Source organism: uncultured Roseobacter sp. (genome assembly GCF_947493125.1).
Classification (GTDB): domain Bacteria; phylum Pseudomonadota; class Alphaproteobacteria; order Rhodobacterales; family Rhodobacteraceae; genus Roseobacter.
The window spans coordinates 144,426-163,131 of sequence record NZ_CANLQB010000008.1 but is presented as its reverse complement, the minus strand read 5'-3'; the positions used below and the strand labels follow the sequence as shown (position 1 = coordinate 163,131).

The 18,706-nt window shown below is 65.8% G+C and carries 17 protein-coding genes; 6 read left to right on the top strand and 11 right to left on the bottom strand.

From position 1 onward, the window contains the following. Positions 1–95: 95 nt before the first annotated feature. The 4 genes from fsa (at position 96) to Q1A71_RS17995 (ending at position 3,299) form a co-directional block, all read left to right on the top strand. Positions 96–749: a fructose-6-phosphate aldolase gene (gene fsa, locus Q1A71_RS18010; protein ID WP_299679594.1), complete on the top strand. Its 654-nt coding sequence runs from the start codon at positions 96–98 to the stop codon at positions 747–749. Positions 750–897: 148 nt separating this feature from the next. Continuing rightward, positions 898–1,605 carry a DUF484 family protein gene (locus Q1A71_RS18005; RefSeq protein WP_299679591.1) on the top strand — a complete coding sequence of 236 codons (708 nt, stop codon included), beginning with the start codon at positions 898–900 and terminating at the stop codon, positions 1,603–1,605. Then, entirely contained in the window at positions 1,602–2,522 is a 921-nt protein-coding gene (locus Q1A71_RS18000; protein ID WP_299679588.1) for a tyrosine recombinase XerC, read from the top strand. Before Q1A71_RS18005 ends, Q1A71_RS18000 begins: the two co-directional genes overlap by 4 nt. Before the next feature lie 72 nt (positions 2,523–2,594). After that, entirely contained in the window at positions 2,595–3,299 is a 705-nt protein-coding gene (locus Q1A71_RS17995) for a CDP-alcohol phosphatidyltransferase family protein (RefSeq protein ID WP_299679585.1), read from the top strand. Positions 3,300–3,384: 85 nt separating this feature from the next. Here the strand turns inward: Q1A71_RS17995 and Q1A71_RS17990 are convergent, their stop codons facing one another. From Q1A71_RS17990 to Q1A71_RS17960, 7 genes are all read right to left on the bottom strand, one after another. Further along, positions 3,385–3,840, bottom strand: coding sequence for a methylated-DNA--[protein]-cysteine S-methyltransferase (locus Q1A71_RS17990; RefSeq protein ID WP_299679889.1), 456 nt, complete (start codon positions 3,838–3,840; stop codon positions 3,385–3,387). A 49-nt stretch (positions 3,841–3,889) separates the two neighbouring features. Beyond that, positions 3,890–4,126: a DUF3253 domain-containing protein gene (locus Q1A71_RS17985; RefSeq protein ID WP_299679582.1), complete on the bottom strand. Its 237-nt coding sequence runs from the start codon at positions 4,124–4,126 to the stop codon at positions 3,890–3,892. 7 nt (positions 4,127–4,133) lie between these two features. After that, positions 4,134–7,100: an isoleucine--tRNA ligase gene (gene ileS, locus Q1A71_RS17980; protein ID WP_299679579.1), complete on the bottom strand. Its 2,967-nt coding sequence runs from the start codon at positions 7,098–7,100 to the stop codon at positions 4,134–4,136. A 354-nt stretch (positions 7,101–7,454) separates the two neighbouring features. After that, positions 7,455–9,071, bottom strand: coding sequence for a cyclic nucleotide-binding domain-containing thioredoxin-disulfide reductase (locus tag Q1A71_RS17975; RefSeq protein ID WP_299679575.1), 1,617 nt, complete (start codon positions 9,069–9,071; stop codon positions 7,455–7,457). Positions 9,072–9,108: 37 nt separating this feature from the next. After that, on the bottom strand, positions 9,109–10,113 hold the full coding sequence (locus Q1A71_RS17970) for a TIGR01620 family protein (RefSeq protein WP_299679572.1): 1,005 nt from the start codon (positions 10,111–10,113) through the stop codon (positions 9,109–9,111). Then, positions 10,113–10,562 (bottom strand): GNAT family N-acetyltransferase, encoded by a 450-nt coding sequence (locus tag Q1A71_RS17965; protein ID WP_299679569.1) that lies wholly within the window; start codon positions 10,560–10,562, stop codon positions 10,113–10,115. Before Q1A71_RS17965 ends, Q1A71_RS17970 begins: the two co-directional genes overlap by 1 nt. Then, positions 10,559–11,974 (bottom strand): YcjX family protein, encoded by a 1,416-nt coding sequence (locus tag Q1A71_RS17960; protein WP_299679886.1) that lies wholly within the window; start codon positions 11,972–11,974, stop codon positions 10,559–10,561. The genes Q1A71_RS17965 and Q1A71_RS17960 overlap by 4 nt, the downstream gene beginning before the upstream one ends. A 114-nt stretch (positions 11,975–12,088) precedes the next feature. On the opposite strand from Q1A71_RS17960, the gene truA reads away from it, so the two are divergent. Beyond that, positions 12,089–12,871, top strand: a complete 783-nt coding sequence (gene truA, locus Q1A71_RS17955; protein WP_299679566.1) for a tRNA pseudouridine(38-40) synthase TruA — start codon at positions 12,089–12,091, stop codon at positions 12,869–12,871. A gap of 73 nt (positions 12,872–12,944) precedes the next feature. Here truA and Q1A71_RS17950 read toward each other — a convergent pair whose 3' ends face one another. The 4 genes from Q1A71_RS17950 to Q1A71_RS17935 all read right to left on the bottom strand — a co-directional run bounded on the left by Q1A71_RS17950 (position 12,945) and on the right by Q1A71_RS17935 (position 17,592). Then, the gene (locus tag Q1A71_RS17950) at positions 12,945–13,442 is read right to left on the bottom strand and encodes a hypothetical protein (protein WP_299679563.1); all 498 of its coding nucleotides are present in this window, start codon (positions 13,440–13,442) and stop codon (positions 12,945–12,947) included. Beyond that, complete coding sequence (locus Q1A71_RS17945) at positions 13,439–15,091, bottom strand: hypothetical protein (RefSeq protein WP_299679560.1); 1,653 nt, start codon at positions 15,089–15,091, stop codon at positions 13,439–13,441. The genes Q1A71_RS17950 and Q1A71_RS17945 overlap by 4 nt, the downstream gene beginning before the upstream one ends. Beyond that, positions 15,088–16,068, bottom strand: coding sequence for a membrane dipeptidase (locus tag Q1A71_RS17940; protein ID WP_299679558.1), 981 nt, complete (start codon positions 16,066–16,068; stop codon positions 15,088–15,090). The genes Q1A71_RS17945 and Q1A71_RS17940 overlap by 4 nt, the downstream gene beginning before the upstream one ends. A 288-nt stretch (positions 16,069–16,356) precedes the next feature. Then, the gene (locus Q1A71_RS17935; RefSeq protein WP_299679883.1) at positions 16,357–17,592 is read right to left on the bottom strand and encodes an acyl-CoA dehydrogenase family protein; all 1,236 of its coding nucleotides are present in this window, start codon (positions 17,590–17,592) and stop codon (positions 16,357–16,359) included. A gap of 66 nt (positions 17,593–17,658) precedes the next feature. Between Q1A71_RS17935 and Q1A71_RS17930 the strand changes: the two genes are divergently transcribed. Further along, positions 17,659–18,702, top strand: a complete 1,044-nt coding sequence (locus Q1A71_RS17930) for a phosphotransferase (RefSeq protein ID WP_299679555.1) — start codon at positions 17,659–17,661, stop codon at positions 18,700–18,702. The last annotated feature ends 4 nt before the right edge of the window (positions 18,703–18,706 follow it).

Sequence of the window (18,706 nt, the reverse complement as noted above, 5' to 3'; positions counted from 1 at the left end):
CGCTTGAGGGTTTAAGCATCGCAGATCATGCGGTAAAGCCAAGCGCAAGACGGACAGCTGTTAGCGTTCACATATCTGCAGAAAGGAGCCGACCGATGAAATTCTTTGTCGACACCGCCGATACACAAGCGATCTCTGAACTGAATGACCTGGGGATGGTCGACGGGGTCACCACCAACCCGTCCCTGATCCTGAAGTCCGGTCGCGACATCATCGAAGTGACCAAGGAGATCTGCGGCATCGTCGATGGGCCTGTCAGCGCCGAAGTGGTGGCGCTGGACGCGGAAGCGATGATTGCCGAAGGCCGCAAGCTGGCCGAGATCGCGCCCAACATCACCGTGAAACTGCCGCTGACATGGGACGGGCTCAAGGCCTGCAAGGTACTGTCGAGCGAAGGCAAGATGGTCAACGTCACCTTGTGCTTCTCCGCCAATCAGGCGCTGCTGGCCGCCAAGGCGGGCGCAAGCTTCATCAGCCCCTTCATCGGGCGGCTCGATGATATGCACCTCGATGGCATGGAACTGATCCAGGACATCCGCACCGTCTACGACAATTACGGCTTCGAGACCGAAATCCTCGCCGCCTCGATCCGTTCGGTGAACCACGTGCAGGATTCCGCGCTGATCGGTGCCGATGTCATCACGGCACCACCCGAAGTGATCAAGAAGCTGGCCACGCACCCGCTGACCGACAAGGGGCTGGAGCAGTTCATGGCGGATTGGGCCAAGACCGGTCAAAAGATCCTCTGAGGGATCTCCCGTGACATACCCGGTGCAGCGCCCGATCGGCGCTGGCACCCATTGGCAACACCTCGCTGCTCATCCGACGAGCGCATGATTTTCAAAGCGATTTCGCGTCACTCCCGTGCTAGGCTGTGAAAAAACAGCCGAGAAAATCATGAGCAGCAACCCCAAGATTGAAGACGCCCTGCGCGAGGCGATCCTCTCGCAGCCCGATGTGATCCTCGACGACAAAGACGTCATGGACGCGCTCATCGCCGCGAATGAACGCGCGATGGGCGCCAACATCGTGGACCTGCGCAGCATCGCCATGCAGCGGATGGAGACCCGGCTGGACCGGCTCGAGGACACCCACCGCTCCGTCATCGCCGCGGCCTACGAAAACCTTGCGGGCACCAACCAGATCCATCGCGCGATCCTGCGCATGCTGGAGCCCGCGGATCTTGAAACCTTCCTGACGGATCTGGGCGGCGATGTGGCCGAAATCCTGCGGGTGGACGCCATCCGCCTGGTTCTGGAGAGCGCGCAAGACGGGCTCGACCCGGCGCTGAGCGGTCTGGATGATGTGCTGGCCGTGGCCGCCCCGGGTTACATTGCGGACTATCTGAACCAGGGCAGACAGGGCAGTTCCCGGCAGGTGACCCTGCGCCAGGTGCAGCAGGGCGCGCCCGCGCTGTTCCCCGAAAAGGCCGCGTCGATCAAATCCGAAGCCTGCCTGGCGCTCGACGTCGGGCCCGGCTGCCTGCCCGGTCTGCTGGTGCTCGGCTCGGATGACCCGCATATGTTCGGCCCGCAGCAGGGGACCGACCTCCTCGTCTTCTTCACCGGCGTTTTTGAACGGATCCTGCGCCGCTTTCTGTCGTGAGCCTGATCAGCCCGGCGGCGCGCGACGCGCTGGAGGCCTGGCTGAGCCATCAGCGCGCGTTGAAAAACGCAGCGCAGAACACGATCACGGCCTATCAGGGCGACGTCACCGAGTTCCTCGCCTTCATCACCAACCACAAGGGAGAGCGCCAGGGGCTGGTCGCGCTGTCGCGGATCACCGTGACCGACATGCGGGCCTGGATGGCCCAGGCGCGCGGCGGTGGCATCGCGGCGCGCTCCCTGGCCCGCAAGCTCTCGGCGGTGAAGGCCTTCTACCGCTGGTTGGCCGAGCGTGAGGGGTTCGAGCCCACCGCCGTGCTGTCGGTCCGCGCTCCGAAGTTCCAGAAGAAGCTGCCGCGCCCGCTGGCCGAGGACGCCGCGCGTGGCTTGATTGACGCCATCGAGCTGCAGTCGGACACACCCTGGATCGGCGCCCGCGATGTGGCCGTGGTGACCCTGCTCTGGGGCTGCGGTCTGCGCATCTCCGAAGCGCTGGGATTGCAGGGGGCGGATGCGCCGCTGCCCGACACGCTTCGGATCACGGGCAAGGGCAACAAGGAGCGCGTGGTTCCGGTGCTTCCCGCCGCCTGCAAGGCGGTCGACGCCTATCTGCGCCTCTGCCCCGTCCCGCTGGAGCCAAATCGGCCGCTCTTTCGCGGGGTGCGCGGCGGCGCGCTCGGGCCTGGTGCCATCCAGAAAGTCATGGCGCGCACGCGGATGCAGCTTGGCCTGCCCGCCAGCGCCACGCCACATGCCATGCGCCACAGTTTTGCCACGCATCTGCTCAACGCGGGCGGTGATCTCCGCGCCATTCAGGAGCTTCTGGGCCACGCGTCGCTGTCAACGACCCAGGCCTATACGGCGGTCGACACGGCCCGGCTCATGGAGGTCTACGACCGCGCCCACCCCAAAGCCTGAGCCCCTGGAGACGCGCGGACAAGTGGCTTTTTTCCTTTTGCATCCCGTCCTTCCTTGCGGCATGAACATGGCATGACATTGAGGTTACGCGCGCTCGGCGTGCATTTGTTTACGGCCACGGGCGCGGTATTTGCCATGCTGTCGATGTTGGCAGCGGTCGACGAGAAATGGGATCTGATGTTCCTTTGGCTCGTCGTGGCCTTCTTTGTCGATGGCGTCGATGGCCCGCTCGCGCGTCATTACCATGTGAAGGTGAACGCGCCCGAATTCGACGGGGTGCTGCTCGATCTGATCATCGACTATCTGACCTATGTGTTCATCCCGGCCTTCGCGCTTTTCAAGTCCGGTCTGATGGACGGCTGGACGGGCTGGTTCGCGATCATCGTGATCACCTTCGCCTCCGCCCTCTATTTTGCCGATACGCGCATGAAGACAAAGGACAATTCCTTCTCGGGCTTTCCAGGGTGCTGGAACATGCTGGTGCTGGTGATCTTCGCGCTGCAACCGAATTTCTGGGTGTCGCTTGCGCTTGTGACGGCGCTGGCCGTGGCGATGTTCCTGCCGCTGAAATTCGTGCACCCGGTTCGCACGGAACGCTGGCGCTTTGTTACGCTGCCCATGGCGCTGGCCTGGACGTTCTTTGCGGGCTGGGCCGCCTGGGTCCACTTTCATCCGCAAAGCTGGGCGCACTGGGGGCTGGTGGTGACCTCGGTCTACCTGGTCTTCGCCGGCATCGCGCAGCAGATCTTTCCCACCCGCAACAACGGTGGGCTGTAGACCGCGGTGGCCTGAAAGCCCACCGCACCTGCCGGTCCAGACCGTCGGTGCTGGCAGGTTGGGTGGGCTTTCAGGCCACCCTTGGTCAAATCAGCAATCCCGCCGCCCCTTCGTGCCGCAAGAGCGCCACTTTGGTCTCGACACCCCCGGAGCCCGAGAACCCGGTCAGGCCCTTTGCCCCCATTACCCGATGGCAGGGAATGATGATCGGGATCGGATTTCCGCCACAGGCCTGACCCACCGCCTGCGGCATCGCGCCCAGTTCACGGGCAATGTCGCCATAGGTCACCGTCTCGCCAAAGGGGATCGCCCGCATCACGGCGCAAACATCCTGCTGGAAGGCAGACCCGCGCACCTTCAAGGGCAGATCAAAGCTCTCACGTGTGCCCGCATCGTACTCGACCAATTGCTGTGCGGCCTCTTTGAGCAAAGCCGTCCGGGCGCCCGCATCCGCACCATTCCACCGCACAGCGGTGATGGCGCCCGCCTCTTCAACGAGAGTAAGACGGCCAAATTGGGTATCGACGCAGAGACGTTGCATAGACACAGGATGACCCGACCTCTGCCCACCAGCAACCCGGAACCTGCGTTTAGGGCGCTTTGAGCCCGATCCGGATCGCGCCCCGTGCCGTGCAGGCAGACACCGCCTTGCCCTTCTGCATCACCACGATCTCACCCGCCGCAGCGAGCGCATCGGCTGTCCGCCGCACCTCTGGCATCAGCGCCCGCCAGTCATCCGGCGCGAGCGCTCGCGCCACCTCGGACGGACAGAGCGTCTTGCCCGGCCCGCGGTGCTGCGCCAGCTCCCGGATGGTCGCCGCGATCATGGCCGGATCAGGCGACGGCGCTGTCACAGCGCCCGCAAACGCCGGGGGCCGCATGGGTGCCGACATCGGGCAGGATCTTCCAGCAGCGCGCGCATTTCGCGCCTTGCGCCTTGGCAAAGACCACTGCCACACCGGGCACCTCCGGCAGCGTGAACGCATCCTCCGGCGCCGCATCGCCGCTCACCGCGATCTGCGAGGTGATGCAGATGTCCTCGAACGGCAGCGCTTCGAGCGTCACCCGCAGCGCCTCATCTGCCACATGCACGATCGGGGCCGCCTCCAGAGACGCGCCAATCACCTTCTCAGTCCGTTGCACTTCCAGCGCGGCGGTCACAACGCGACGCACTGCGCGCACCTCAGCCCACTTCTCGGCCAGGTCCGGCGCCAGCCAATCCCCTGGCGTGTCCGGGAAGTCTTGCAAATGCACCGAGCTGCCCTCTTGCGGGAAGCGTTCCAGCCACACCTCTTCCATCGTGAAGACCAGCACCGGCGCCAGCCACGTGGTCAGCCGGTGGAACAGCAGATCCAGCACCGTCCGCGCCGACCGCCGCGCGACGGTGTCGCCATCGCAATAGAGCGCGTCCTTGCGGATGTCGAAGTAGAAGGCCGAGAGATCCAGCGTCGCAAAGGTGAAGACCGCCTGCCAGACCCCCTGGAAGTCGAACCGCGCGTAGCGCGCGCGCACCTCCTGATCCAGTTCCGCCAGCCGGTGCAGCACCCAGCGCTCGAGCTCCGGCATCTCCGCCGGGTCCATCCGGTCCGCTTCGGTGAAGTCGTTCAGCGAGCCCAGCATATAGCGCATGGTGTTGCGCAGGCGGCGATAGCTGTCGGCCACGCCCTTCAGGATCTCGTCCCCGATCCGTTGATCCGCGGTGTAATCCGTTTGCGCCACCCAGAGCCGCAGGATATCGGCCCCGTACTGCTGGACAATCTTCTCGGGCACAATCGTGTTGCCGATGGATTTGGACATCTTCATGCCCTTCGCATCCAGCGTGAACCCATGCGTCACCACATTGCGATACGGCGCGCGCCCGGTGGTCCCCACCGACTGCAGGAGCGACGAGTGGAACCACCCGCGGTGCTGGTCCGTGCCTTCCATATAGACATCCGCGATGCCGTCCTCGGTGCCATCTGCGCGGTCGCGCAGGGTGAAAGCATGGGTCGATCCTGAGTCGAACCACACATCCAGAATATCCATCACCTGATCGTAGTCATCCGGGTTCACCACATTGCCGAGGAACCGCTCCTTCGCGCCGTCCTCGTACCAGGCATCCGCGCCCTCGGCCTCGAAGGCCGCGACGATCCGCGCGTTCACCTCCGCGTTGCGCAGCAGAAAGTCGTCGTCCGTCGGCAACGCGCCTTTCTTGGTGAAGCACGTGAGCGGCACGCCCCAGGCGCGCTGGCGCGACAGCACCCAATCGGGCCGCGCCTGCATCATGGAATAAAGCCGGTTGCGCCCCGATTCCGGTGTCCAGTTGACGTTGTCGATCTCGGTCAGCGCCCGTTCCCGGATCGTGGTGCCATGGGTGTCCTGCCCGTCGCCGACGGGCTTGTCGATGGCGGCAAACCACTGCGGCGTGTTGCGGTAGATCACCGGTGCCTTGGAGCGCCAGGAGTGCGGGTAGCTGTGCTTGATCTTGCCGCGTGCGAGCAGCCCGCCGACCTCGGCCAGCTTGTTGATCACCGCCGTATTGGCATCCCCCTCCTTGCCCTTGCGGTTCAGGATGTAGGTCCCACCAAAGAACGGCAGATCCGCGCGGAACATGCCCTCATCGGTCACATTATAGGTGATGACCTCCTGCAGCATGTTCAGATCGCGATAGAGCTCATACTCCTCCATCCCGTGGGACGGCGCGCAATGCACAAAGCCGGTGCCTTCCGTGTCGGTCACGAAATCCGCCGCGCGGAAATCGCGGACGTCGTCCCATTCGCCCTGCGCGCCGTCGGCCCCCTTCAAGGGATGCACCAGCCGCAGATGGCTCAGCTCCGCGGCGGTCACGTCGCGCAGACGGCGGTACATGGTCTCATCCAGACGCGCGCGGCCCAGCACATCCGCCGCCATGCTGTCGGCCAGCAGATAGCGCTCCCCGATCCGCGCCCAGCATTCCTCGGGCCGCCCGGTGATCTCGTAGAGCCCGTAGGAGATGTCCGGCCCAAAAACCACCGCCTTGTTCGACGGCATGGTCCAGGGTGTGGTCGTCCAGATCACCACATAGGCCCCGTCAAGGTCCGACAGCGCCTGCACCTGTCCCGCATCACCGGTCACAGCCGGCGTCGTCTCGTTGATCAGCGCCCTGAACTTCACCCAGATCGTGAAGCTTTCCTTGTCGTGGTATTCCACCTCCGCCTCGGCGAGCGCCGTCTGCTCGACCGGCGACCACATCACGGGCTTGCTGCCCTGGTAAAGCGTGCCGTTCATCAGGAACTTCATGAACTCTTCGGCGATCACCCGCTCGGCGTGGAAATCCATCGTGAGGTACGGATCACCCCAGTTGCCCGTCACCCCCAGCCGCTTGAACTCCGCGCGCTGCACGTCCACCCAATGGGCCGCGAACTTGCGGCACTCGGCGCGGAAATCGTTGATCGGCACCTCGTCCTTGTTCTTGCCGTCCTTGCGGTACTGCTCCTCGATCTTCCACTCAATGGGCAGCCCGTGGCAGTCCCAGCCGGGCACATAGCGGCTGTCAAATCCCATCATCTGATGCGAGCGCACGATCATGTCCTTGATCGTCTTGTTCAGCGCATGCCCGATGTGCAGGTTGCCGTTGGCATAGGGCGGGCCGTCATGCAGCACGAAGCTCTCCCGTCCCCTTTGCTCCCGCAGCCGGTCATAAACCCCGATCTCCTCCCACCGCTTCAGCCAGTCAGGCTCACGCTTGGGCAGCCCAGCGCGCATCGGGAACTCCGTCTTCGGCAGGTTCAGCGTGGATTTATAGTCGTGTTTCTCAGCGGTGTCGGTGGTGTCGGCGCACATTGCGGGCGTCCTTTGGATGTCGTGTCACATGTTGGAAAAGCGGTCGGTGCGCGCGTCGCAAACACCTTGGCCCGGCGTCTCATCAGATCAGAGCGCCGGGGATATAATTCGAATGATGATCAGGCACAGGTCAAGCATGCGCGCCTTATACGCAGCACATTCCACGCCGACAAGTCCTGTGCCGAGAATTGCCACAGCCCTCCCGCCACAAGCGCCCCTCCCCTTCATTCTTCGTAAAATACTCCGGGGGGTGAGGCCCGGTCCGCGTCAGCGGTAAACTGTCCAGCGGACAGTTGGAGGGCCGAACGGGGCGGAGCCCCAAACGCCATCAGGCACCAGGGGCAGCGCTCCCAATCACGCATTCACATGCGCCCAGACCTCCGACATCACCACCGATCCTTCGCCCACAGCCGAGGCCACGCGTTTCACAGACCCGGCCCGCACGTCGCCCACGGCGAAAACGCCAGGACAGGACGTCTCATACTGCGACCGCCCGCCGGCCTCCGCGCCGGTCAGCACGAACCCCTTGTCATCCAGCTTGATCAGCCCCGACAGCCACTCGGTGTTCGGCGCCGCTCCCACCATGACAAAAAGCGCCGACGTCTTCAGATCCCAGTCCTGCCCCGACATGCGGTCCCGGATCGTGATCCGCTCCAGCACATCGCGTCCGTGCAGGGCCGTCACTTCCGTGCACACATGCACCGTGATCCGCGGATGAGAGGTCAGCCGCTGCAACAAATAGTCCGACATCGACGACGCCAGGCTCTCGCCGCGCACCAGCACATGCACATGCCGGGTCGTGCGCGCCAGATACATCGCCGCCTGCCCGGCCGAATTGCCGCCGCCAATGACGGCCACTTCCGCATCGCGGCACCAGCGCGCCTCGACCTCGGTGGCCGCATAATAGACCCCTGCACCCTCCAGCCGCTCCAACCCCTCCAGCGGCAGGCGGCGGTATTGCACGCCGGTCGCGACGATCAACGCCTTGGCACTCACCTCCTGGCCATCGTCCAGCGTGGCGTGGAACCACTTCTCATCGCATTGCCGCAGGGTGGCCGCGCGGCGCGGCACCGAGAACTTGGTGCCGAATTTCATCGCCTGCACCTCACCGCGCCCGATCAGATCGCCACCCGAGATGCCCGTGGGAAACCCCATGTAGTTCTCGATCCGGCTCGACGTGCCTGCCTGCCCGCCCACGGCCATATCCTCCAGCACCAGCGCACGCAGCCCTTCGGCCCCGGCATAGACGCCCGCCGCCACGCCCGCCGGGCCGCCGCCCACGATCAGCACGTCGAAGCTGAGCGCCTCATCGGTGTCCATATAAAGCCCCAGCGCCTGCGCCACCCCATGCGGCGTTGGCGGGTCGATCTTGCGCTCACGGCCGAAGATCACGCCCGGCTGCGCCTCGGCGATCCCGCATTGGTCGGCCAGCGCCATCGCCTCGGGCGAGGTCACCTCGATCTCCCGATAGGGAATGCGGTTGCGCGCGGCAAAGCTCGCCACATGGCGAATGTCGCGGCTGATCTCCGAGCCGATCAGCGTGAGCGCGGAATCCGATTGCTCCACTGCCCGGCGGCGCCGCGCCGCCAGAACCGTGACGATGATGTCGCTCATCTCCGGCATGTCCGACATCATCTGCAGCATGTCGTCGCGCGGCACACAGAGCATGGTGCTGTCCACCACCGCCCGCGCGCCCGCGAGCGACACACCGCCCGAGAGAAACTGCAGATCGCCAAAGAACTGCCCCGGCCCCAGCGTGGCCGCACCGAGCCGCTTCAGATCAGACGGGTTCACCGCCTCGACCTCACCCTCGATCACGTAATGAAATTCATCCGAGGCGCCGCCCGGCTCCTGTACGAACTCGCCCGCCTTGAACTCAGAGATCACGCCCTTGCGGCGCATCGCGGCCACATGCTCGGGTTCCAGCGGCCTGCGCACCATCGTCGCCAGATCGGCGGCAAAACTCTCCATCACACCCACTCCCGTCCGGATGACGCCCAACGCGGTCTCAGGATGACTTGGACCCGAAGAGACCGCCGAGGCTCTGCTTTATGATATCGCGCACTTTCGGCTTTTTTCCAGATGCGAAGGGCAGCGGTCGGCAGACATCCATTGCCGCCACGCCGACGCGCGCCGTCAGCGCCCCGTTGACCAGCCCCTCGCCGAAGCGGCGCGACAGCTTGCCGAGGATCGAGCCGCCCAGCACCGGCTCCAGCAGGTCATCGCCCACCGCAACGGCCCCCGTGGCCACCAGATGCGCCATCACCGCACGGGTCAGCCGCCAGCCGCCCAGAAACCCGGAGCGCCCGCCATAAACCTCGGCAATCCGCCGGATCATGCGCAGGTTCGCGGTGAGCGCCGCCGCCACATCCGCCAAGGCCAACGGCACCAGCGCCGTCACCGCGGCCACCTGCCGGGCTGCCGCCTCGACCTCGCGCTGGGCGGCCTGATCAAGCGGGCCCAGCATTTCGCGGTCTACCAACACCAGAAGGCTCGCCGCATCCATCTGATCCCCGCGCAACTCCGCCATCCGGTCGCGGCCCCAGCGCGTGTCCTCGCGGCCCTTGTAGAGCGCCAGCAGCCGGTCCGTCACCGCCCGCGCCGCCTGCAAATCATCTTCTGCCAGCGCCGTATCCGCCGCCCGGCGCAGCCCGTCGAGCCGCCCCAGCCGCCCCAAAGCGGCCACCTCGCGCAACGCCAACACTGTCAGCGCCAGCAGAAACGCGCCCGTCAGCCCGGTGATCGCCCAGCCCAGAAGCGCATTCTGCGCCACCAGCGTCGACAAAAACCCCCAGGCCTTGATCGAGAGGACCGCGCCCACCAGCGCCAGGCCCAGCGACCAGACCCAGCGCACCAGCCGCGACGGCTTGCGTGCGGCAATCCCCGCGGCCACCTGCATCGCCTGGCCCTGCGGCGGGGCGATCTCATCCTCCGGCACCGGGGGGGCCTCTGCCACGCTGACCTTCGGCTCCGCCGCGTCGTCAATTTCGATGAGAACCGGTCCGCGCGCCATCAGACGCCGCCCTTGACCCACTCAAATCGGATATCGGGCAGGCCCACGTCATTGTCGCTGCCATCAGTGCGCGCCGTCTCGATGAAGCCCCGCAAACCGTAGAACCGCGTCGCTGAGGAATTGGCCTGATAGCTCCAGAGGGTGAGCTTGTCGCTCTCCCCCTTCGCGTCCTCCAGCAGCGCCGTGCCCACGCCCGTGTCCTGCGCCTCGGGCAGCACATAGAGCGCGTGCACCTCTTCTTCCCAGCGCGCGATGAAGCCCACGACCTTGCCATTCCGCTTGGCCACGCGCACCCAGCCCGCCTCGATCATGTCACCGGCGTACATGATCTCCTCCGCCGCCGAATGCAGTCGCGGCAGCCACGGCATGGCATCGTTCGACACAGACAGGATATGCCCCACAGCCCCCGCATCCAGCGTGCGCGCCGGGGATATGATGATTTCGCTCATAGCCTATCCCCTAAAAGGAATTGAGCGGCCTTATCAAGCCGGATATGCGGCGGGCCGTCGCCGGGGCGCAAAGTAAGCGGCGAAGGTGCGAAATTCATCACACGGTAGTCCTGATCGAGCCAGGTCTCGGCCCCCGCCTTCGCCGGGGCCAGCAGCTGCGCAGGGTCCTCGGGCAGCGCCCCGGGGTAGAACGCCGCCTGCTTGCCGCTTTCCAGCAGCGTGCCGCGCACCACATCGATCTCCTGGCCCTCGTGGGGCATGGTGTCTTCGGTGGTCGCGCGCAGCGAGGCAATGGCCATGGCCGCGGTCTCTGCCCCGGCAAAGCGCGCCCGGTCCACGGCCCCGCGCAGCAGCGCCTCCATGATCGCGGTCAGCCGCCCGTGCTGGCGGTGGTGCAGATGGTCGGCCTTGGTAGCGGCAAAAAGGATCTTCTCCACCCGCTTGCCCTGAAACAGCTGTGTGAGAAAGGCATTCTGACCAGGCCGGAAGGCCCCGAGAATATCCGCCATCGCCCCGCGCATATCCTCCACCGCGCGCGGCCCCTTGTGGATCGCCCCCAATGCATCCACCAGCACCACCTGACGGTCGATCCGCGCAAAATGATCCCGAAAGAAGGGCCGCACCACCTCGCGCTTATAGGCCTCGAACCGCCGCGCCATCTCGCGGATCAGCGAGCGGCGTGGACCCGGTGTGTCCCCCGGCAGCGGCGCAAAAGTCAACACCGGTGAACCGGCAAGATCGCCCGGCAGCAGAAACCGCCCCGGCGTGCAATCATAATACCCCGAGACGCGGGCCGCCTGCAGATAGCCGGTGAAGGCCTCCGCCAACGCCTTCGCCACAGGCTCCTCCAGTGCCGCCGCTGGATCGGTCTCCGCCACGAGCGCCCGGAACGCCTCCGCCTCGGGCCGGTCGGCCAGCCGCGCCAGGACATCCGCCGACCAGGTCGCATAATCCTTCTCCAGCAGCGCCAGATCGAGCAGCCACTCGCCGGGATAATCCACGATGTCGATATGGATCGTGCGCGGCCCCTGCAACCCGGCGAGCAACCCCGCCCGGCGCACCCGCAGCGACAGCCGCAGCTCCGAGACCGCCCGCGTGCTCTCCGGCCAGACCGGCTCCCGCGCGGTCAACTGGCTCAGATGCGTCTCGAAATCGAACCGCGGCAGGGTGTCATCGGGCTGTGGCTGCAAAAACGCCGCCTCGATGCGGCCCTCGGCAGCCGCCACCAGATGCGGCATGCGCCCCCGGTCCAGCAGATTGGCAATCAGCGAGGTGATGAACACCGTCTTGCCCGAGCGCGCGAGCCCGGTCACGCCCACCCGGATCACCGGCTCGAAGAACGTCTCCGTCACGGTGTCCTGCACGGTCTCGATCTGCCGCAGCACCGTGTCGGCGAGTGAAGTGATGACCAAAGCCTTGCTGCCCCTGCAGTTCTTGTTCTGCGCTACATAGGCGCTGGCGCGCCGAGGCACCAGAGGGGGCAAAGCCATTTGACGCGCGCGCAGCACCGCGCTAGGGCCAGCGCCATGCCGCGTTATGCCTTGAAAATCGAATACCACGGCGCGCCCTTTGCCGGCTGGCAACGGCAGGCCGACCAACCCTCTGTACAGGGCGCGATCGAAGCCGCACTGGCCAAGCTGGAGCCCGGAACCCATAAGATTGCCGCAGCCGGACGGACCGATGCAGGCGTGCACGCGCTCGGACAAGTGGCCCACTGCGACATGGCCGCGGAGTGGGACCCGTTCCGGCTGTCGGAGGCACTGAACCACCATCTGAAGCCTGATCCCGTGGCCATCATCAACTGCGCGCGCGTGGCTGACGACTGGCACGCGCGCTTCTCAGCGCGGGAGCGGCGCTACCTCTTCCGCCTCCTGATGCGCCGGGCCCCGGCGACCCATCAGGCCGGGCTGGTCTGGCAGGTGAAGCATGACCTCGAGGTGGATGCGATGCAGGCGGGCGCGGCTCATCTGATCGGACGGCATGACTTCACCACCTTCCGCTCGTCCATCTGCCAATCCGACAGCCCGGTGAAAACACTCGACCGGTTGGACGTGACACACGTCGAGACGCGGTACGGGCCCGAGGTGCATTTCGACGTGCGTGCACGGTCCTTCCTGCACAATCAGGTGCGCAGCTTTGTCGGCACGCTGGAGCGCGTCGGCACCGGATCCTGGGCGCCGGATCAGGTCGCCGACGCGCTCGCCGCGCGCAACCGCGCCGCCTGCGGTCCGGTCTGCCCGCCGCAGGGGCTTTACCTTGCCGCGGTGCGCTACCCTCAGGACCCGTTTGCGCGACCAAAGGTGGCCTGAAAGCCCACCTGACCTGCCTGTCCTGAGCTCGGTGCCGGCAGGTGGGGTGGGCTTTCAGGCCACCCCTACCCGCTCAGTCATTGTCGGTGAGGCCAGCCCCCGCGCCACCGGATCGGGACGCGGCGCTGTCCGGCACAAGGGTTTTCGCCGCCAGCGTGGCCATCTTATGCAGCAGCTCTTCACAGCCGGAAATGCGCTGCGCGCGTGGGCGCGCGTCAGAGCGCGGCGAAAACCGCACCTTCAGACCACCCGGGCGCTCGAGTTCCACATCGCAGCGATACGGCATTGTCTCCAGATAGCTCCACGCAAGCGCCACATCCCCCGCCCAGACAACGTCGATCTCTCCACCGCTCCGGGCGACCGGCAAGGCCTCCTGCAGCACCAGCGGCAAATCCATGATCGGGCCCTCCGGCAGCGTCTCCAGCGCCTCCGCCAAAGCGCCCGCCCCGCGCCCCTGCTGCAGATGCAAAGCGGCTGCCTGCCCGAAAAGCGCGGCCTGACCGGCAGGCGCCCCCGCGCCGCGCGCGGCCTTGGCGGCCAGCGCCGACACCTCGGCTCCCGACCAGCTCATGCGTCAAAGACCGGTAGCCACCAGTCATCCGCCCGTCTGTCGAGCTCGTCCGCCAGCGGTGCCCCCTGACAGAGGGTGATGCGCGTCCAGCGATCCGACTTCGGATCGAACTTCGACGCGCCAAAGAAAGCCAGCTTGCAGCGCAGCATGTCGATGGGCAGGCACCCGGCTCCGATCAGATTGTCGCGGATCTCCGCATAAGGATACCCCGCGGCCAGTGCCACACGCGCAACGGCCAAGAAATGCTCAGGAGACCGGGCAAGAAATGCGCGCACATCCTCTGACCGCTCTGGCAAATCCAAAAACAGCGCCTTGATCCTGCGACCGATATCCAGCGGACTCTCCAGCGCGGCTCCCTCCTCCGCAAACCGGTCGCCGAGCCGCGGCTCCTGCTTGGCTTCGCTCACATACCAGAACTGGCGGCACTGGGCCGCATCCGCGTAATCCGGCGCCAACGCCCAGCCAAAGTGGCACGCGATCTCATCCCGCAGCTGCGCCGTATCCGCCAAGGGCGCCGCCACCGGTCCAACCGGGTCAGCCATGCAGTCGGCCAACCCGTCCACCAACTCCGGAAACGGCTCAAGCGCCAGCGCCACCAAAAGTTCCTGCAGGTCCTCGCTCTGCGTGCCAGACGCGCGGATCAGCCGCTCCAGAGCCCCCTCCTCCGCCAGAGCCTTAGCCGTGATCCCTCCGGCAAACCGCACCCAATCGGCGCGCAGCCGGTCGATCCGCGCCTGATGTGCCGCATCGGGAACGCACCACTCTGCCAGATGCCGCCGCGCCCGGTCCGCCAGGGCCACAAGCCGCACCGCCCGCTCAGGCTCCAGATGCCGCACCGCCCGCACCCGTGCCAGCGCCGTTTCCCGCGCCAGCATCCAATTGTTCAACAGCACCGGGTGCGTGACCAGAAACGGCGCCATGCCCAGCCCCGTGGAATTGCCGATGCCGAGATGCCGCTTGAGATCACGGTCCAACCTGCCTTGCCCCACGTGCTCGACCAGATCATGGGTGAACTGCCGGATCAGCCAGACCGTCAGCATCTCGGCCATGAACGGCCCCGAGAGCCCCGGCCGTGTGTCGATACACGACCGATCCGCAATCCCGAACTTGCCGTTGCCATAAACGGCGGTGGTGCGCATCAGATAGCCGATCTCGCCCACCATCTGCCGGTCGGGCTGCTGGCCCGCCCGCAACCGCTCCACCACATGCTGAAAGAGCCGCACCGATTTGTTCGCCCGGCTCAGCACCAGATCGCGCTCCGTGAACCGCGCGGCCTCCTGCCGGGGTGCTGTGGCACACATGCGCGCAATCTCATCCGCATCCGGCACGCCGTCATAGAGCACATAGGAACTGTCCCAGGCCTCGGCGATCACCCGGTCCGTCCGGTCCTCCGGGGCCAGCGCCGTCGACACGGCCACAAGGGAATAGGTGTGCCCGCCGAAGGACAGCGCATAAACCGCATGGCCATACCCTTCCGGGCACATCTGCCACACAGGACGCGACACCTGCGCCTTTTCAGCGGCCAGAAACCGCATCAGCGTGCGCAGAAACGACAGCCGCGTGGGGAACATCGACCCCATCCGGCTCAGCCGCATCACCTGGGCAGGCGGGCGCAGCGGCGCCTGGTGCGGGGCGACATGATCCTTCATGACGGGCCAAAACTCTCGGCATAGAACCGATGCCAGTTGCCACCCATGATGCCGTCGACCTCCTCCGCGCTGAGGCCTGTCGCCAGCAACCCATCCCGGATGAAACCGAAATCGCAGTTGCCCGAGAACCACGCTGGCATCGGTGGAAAGCCGGGCGCCGCTGCCGAGCCCTCACCATAGTCCACCCCTTTGGTCCAGCGGCCCACGCGCATCCACTCCACCACGCTGTCCGGCTGATCCTGGCAGAGGTCCGAGCCCAGCCCCAGATGCCGCGCACCATAGCGCTGCGCCGCCTCAGCAATCATCGCGCAGAACTCCTCCAGCGTGCAGGCGCTGCCACCCTTCAGATGATGCGGATAGATCGACACCCCCAGCATCCCGCCCGCCTCGGTCAGCGCGCGCAGCACGGTATCGGACTTGTTGCGCAAGGCCTCATGCCACCACGCGGGGTTGGCATGGGTGATTGCAATGGGCCGGGTAGAATACTCAATCGCCTCCAGCGTCGAACGTTCCGCGGAATGCGACATGTCCACCACCATCCCCACACGGTTCATCTCGGCCACCACGGCGCGGCCCATGCGCGTGAGCCCCGTATCCTCCGCCTCATAGCAGCCCGTCGCGAGCAGAGACTGGTTGTTATAGGTCAGCTGCATGAAGCGCACGCCCAACTGGTGGCAGATCTCCACCAGCCCGACGTCATCCTCGATGGGGCTGGGGTTCTGGAACCCAAAGAAAATCGCCGTGCGCCCGCTTTCTTGCGCCCGTATCACGTCCTCGGCCGAGATGCCCTTGAAGATCAGATCGGGATGGTCCTCGAACCAGCGGTTCCAGCGCTCGAGGTTCAGCACCATCTCGCGAAAGCTCTCGTGGTAGGCGATGGTGACATGCACCGCATCCACGCCGCCCTCGCGCATCTCCCGGAAGATGCCGGGGGAAAACTTCGCGTATTGCAGATTGTCGATCACGGGCGCGCGCATGGGTTCTACTGTGAAAGACAACCGCACGAGGCTCAATTCAAAAAACGACGCCGCATTGGTGCCAGCGACACGCGAAAGCGCAGACGGTCCGCCGAAAACCGCAGCGGGTCGGGCCAGCGACCCAACCCGCCGGGCACTCGTTACACTGCTCCCCAGGCACTGGTTAAACCCATCCTGCCGCCGCAACGGGCGGACAGGACTCATCTGGCCAACAGCGCGCGCTCTGCGCGGGTTCCATCCAGACACCATCTTTCAACTCAGGCGGGCGCAAAACCGCCAAAAAAGAGGTCAGATCTTCTCTTGCGTGTATTTGCGCAGCTCAGCTCGCGCCACCTGCCGCCGGTGCACCGCATCGGGCCCATCGGCAAAGCGCAGCGCCCGCTGCCAGGTCCAGGCCATGGCGAGCGGCGTGTCCTGACTGATGCCTTGGCCGCCGTGCATCTGCATCGCCTCGTCCAGCACCTTCAGCGCCATGCGGGGTGCCACCACCTTGATCTGGGAAATCCACGGTGCCGCCGCGCGCGCATCGCCCTGGTCCATCATCCAGGCCGCCTTCAGGCACAACAGCCGCGCCATCTCGATCTCCATCCGGCACTCGGCGATGATGTCGAAATTCGCCCCCAGCTGTGCGAGCAGCTTGCCGAAGGCCTCCTTGCGCAACGACCGCTGGCAAAGCAGCTCCAGCGCCGCCTCCGCCTGCCCCACGGACCGCATACAGTGGTGAATCCGCCCCGGCCCCAGGCGGCCCTGCGCAATCTCAAACCCCCGCCCCTCGCCGAGCAGCAGGTTTTCCGCCGGCACCCGCACATTGTTGAACCGAATGTGCATATGCCCATGCGGCGCGTCGTCATGACCAAAGACCATCATGGGCCGCAGGATCTCGATCCCCGGTGTCTCGGCATCCACCACGATCATCGAATGCCGCTTGTGCTTCGGCGCGTCCTCCCCGCCGGTCTTCACCATCACGATATACACCGCGCAGCGCGGGTCGCCCGCCCCGCTCGCCCAGTACTTTTCACCCGTCAAGACATACGCATCTCCGTCCCGCACGCAGGACATCGCGATATTCGTCGCATCCGACGAGGCCACCTCCGGCTCCGTCATCAAATATGCCGACCGGATCTCGCCCTCGAGCAGCGGCGCGAGCCATCGCTCTTTCATGGCGGGCGTGCCATAGCGCTCGAACACCTCCATGTTGCCGGTATCGGGCGCCGAACAGTTGAACACCTCCGCCCCCAGTGGCGTGCGCCCCATCTCCTCGGCAAAATAGGCGTATTCGACCGTCGACAGCCCAAAGCCCCGCTCGGAGTCGGTCAGCCAGAAATTCCACAGCCCCGCCGCCTTGGCCTTGGCCTTCAGCCCTTCGAGAATCTCCGCCTGCCGCTCCGTATAGGCCCAGCGGTCCTCCTTGCCGATCTCGGCGTGATACTCCGCTTCCAGCGGCATCACCTCCTCGCGGATCATCACCGCCACCCGGTCGAGCAGAGCACGGGTCTCTTCGCGCATTCCGAATTCCATCTGCACCTCCCCGGTTGGCAATCTGGGCTTTCCCCGCCCGCGCAGAGTTGCTTAGATCGCGGGGAGATGTCCATGGGTCATCAGGGAGCCGCCGCGATGCACAGCTTTGAGCCCGCCGAACTGGAGGCCTATCTGGCGACCCATGTGCCGGGCTTCGGCACGCTGGATGCAATCGACAAGTTCTCCGACGGCCAGTCGAACCCCACCTACCGCATCACAAGCGGCGCGGCGGCTTACGTCCTGCGCGCCAAACCCCCGGGCACGCTCCTGAAGTCCGCCCACGCGGTCGATCGCGAGTTCCGCGTGATGAAGGCCCTTGGCCCGACCCCCGTTCCGGTCCCTGACGTTTACCACCTCTCGGGCGAAGACACGCCCCTCGGCACGCAATTCATGGTCATGCAGATGGTCGAAGGCCGCATCTTCTGGGACCCGGCACTGCCTCAGCTCGACACCGCCGCCCGCACCCGCATCTACGACACGATGAACGCAACCCTCGCCGCCCTGCACGATGTCGACCCGGGCGCGGTAGGCCTCGCGGATTACGGCAAGCCCGGCAACTACTTCGCCCGCCAGCTCGCCCGCTGGTCCGGGCAATACACCCAAACCGCGACCGACCCGCTGCCCGATGCGGACGAGCTGATGCGCTGGCTCGAGGAGCATATGGTCGCAGACGATGGCGCGGCCAGCATCGTGCATGGCGACTACCGCATCGACAACATGATCTTCGCGCCCGACCGCGAGGACGTCATCGCCCTGCTCGACTGGGAGCTCAGCACCCTTGGCCATCCGCTGGCCGACCTCGCCTATCAGTGCATGCACTGGCGCCTGCCGCACGCCGGGCACTTCCGGGGCTTGGGCGGCGTGGATCGCGCGGCCCTCGGGCTGCCGGATGAGGGCGCCTATGTCGCGGACTACTGCGCCCGCCGGGGCCTCGCCCACCCCGATCATTGGACCTTCTACGTGGTCTTTTCCTACTTCCGTCTGCTCGCGATCCTGCAAGGCGTGCTGAAACGCGGCCTCGACGGCAACGCCTCCAACCCCAAGGACACCGACCGCCTGCGCGACGTGATCACACTCATGGCCCGCGACGCGCGCCACCTGGCCGAGGAAAGGTAACCCC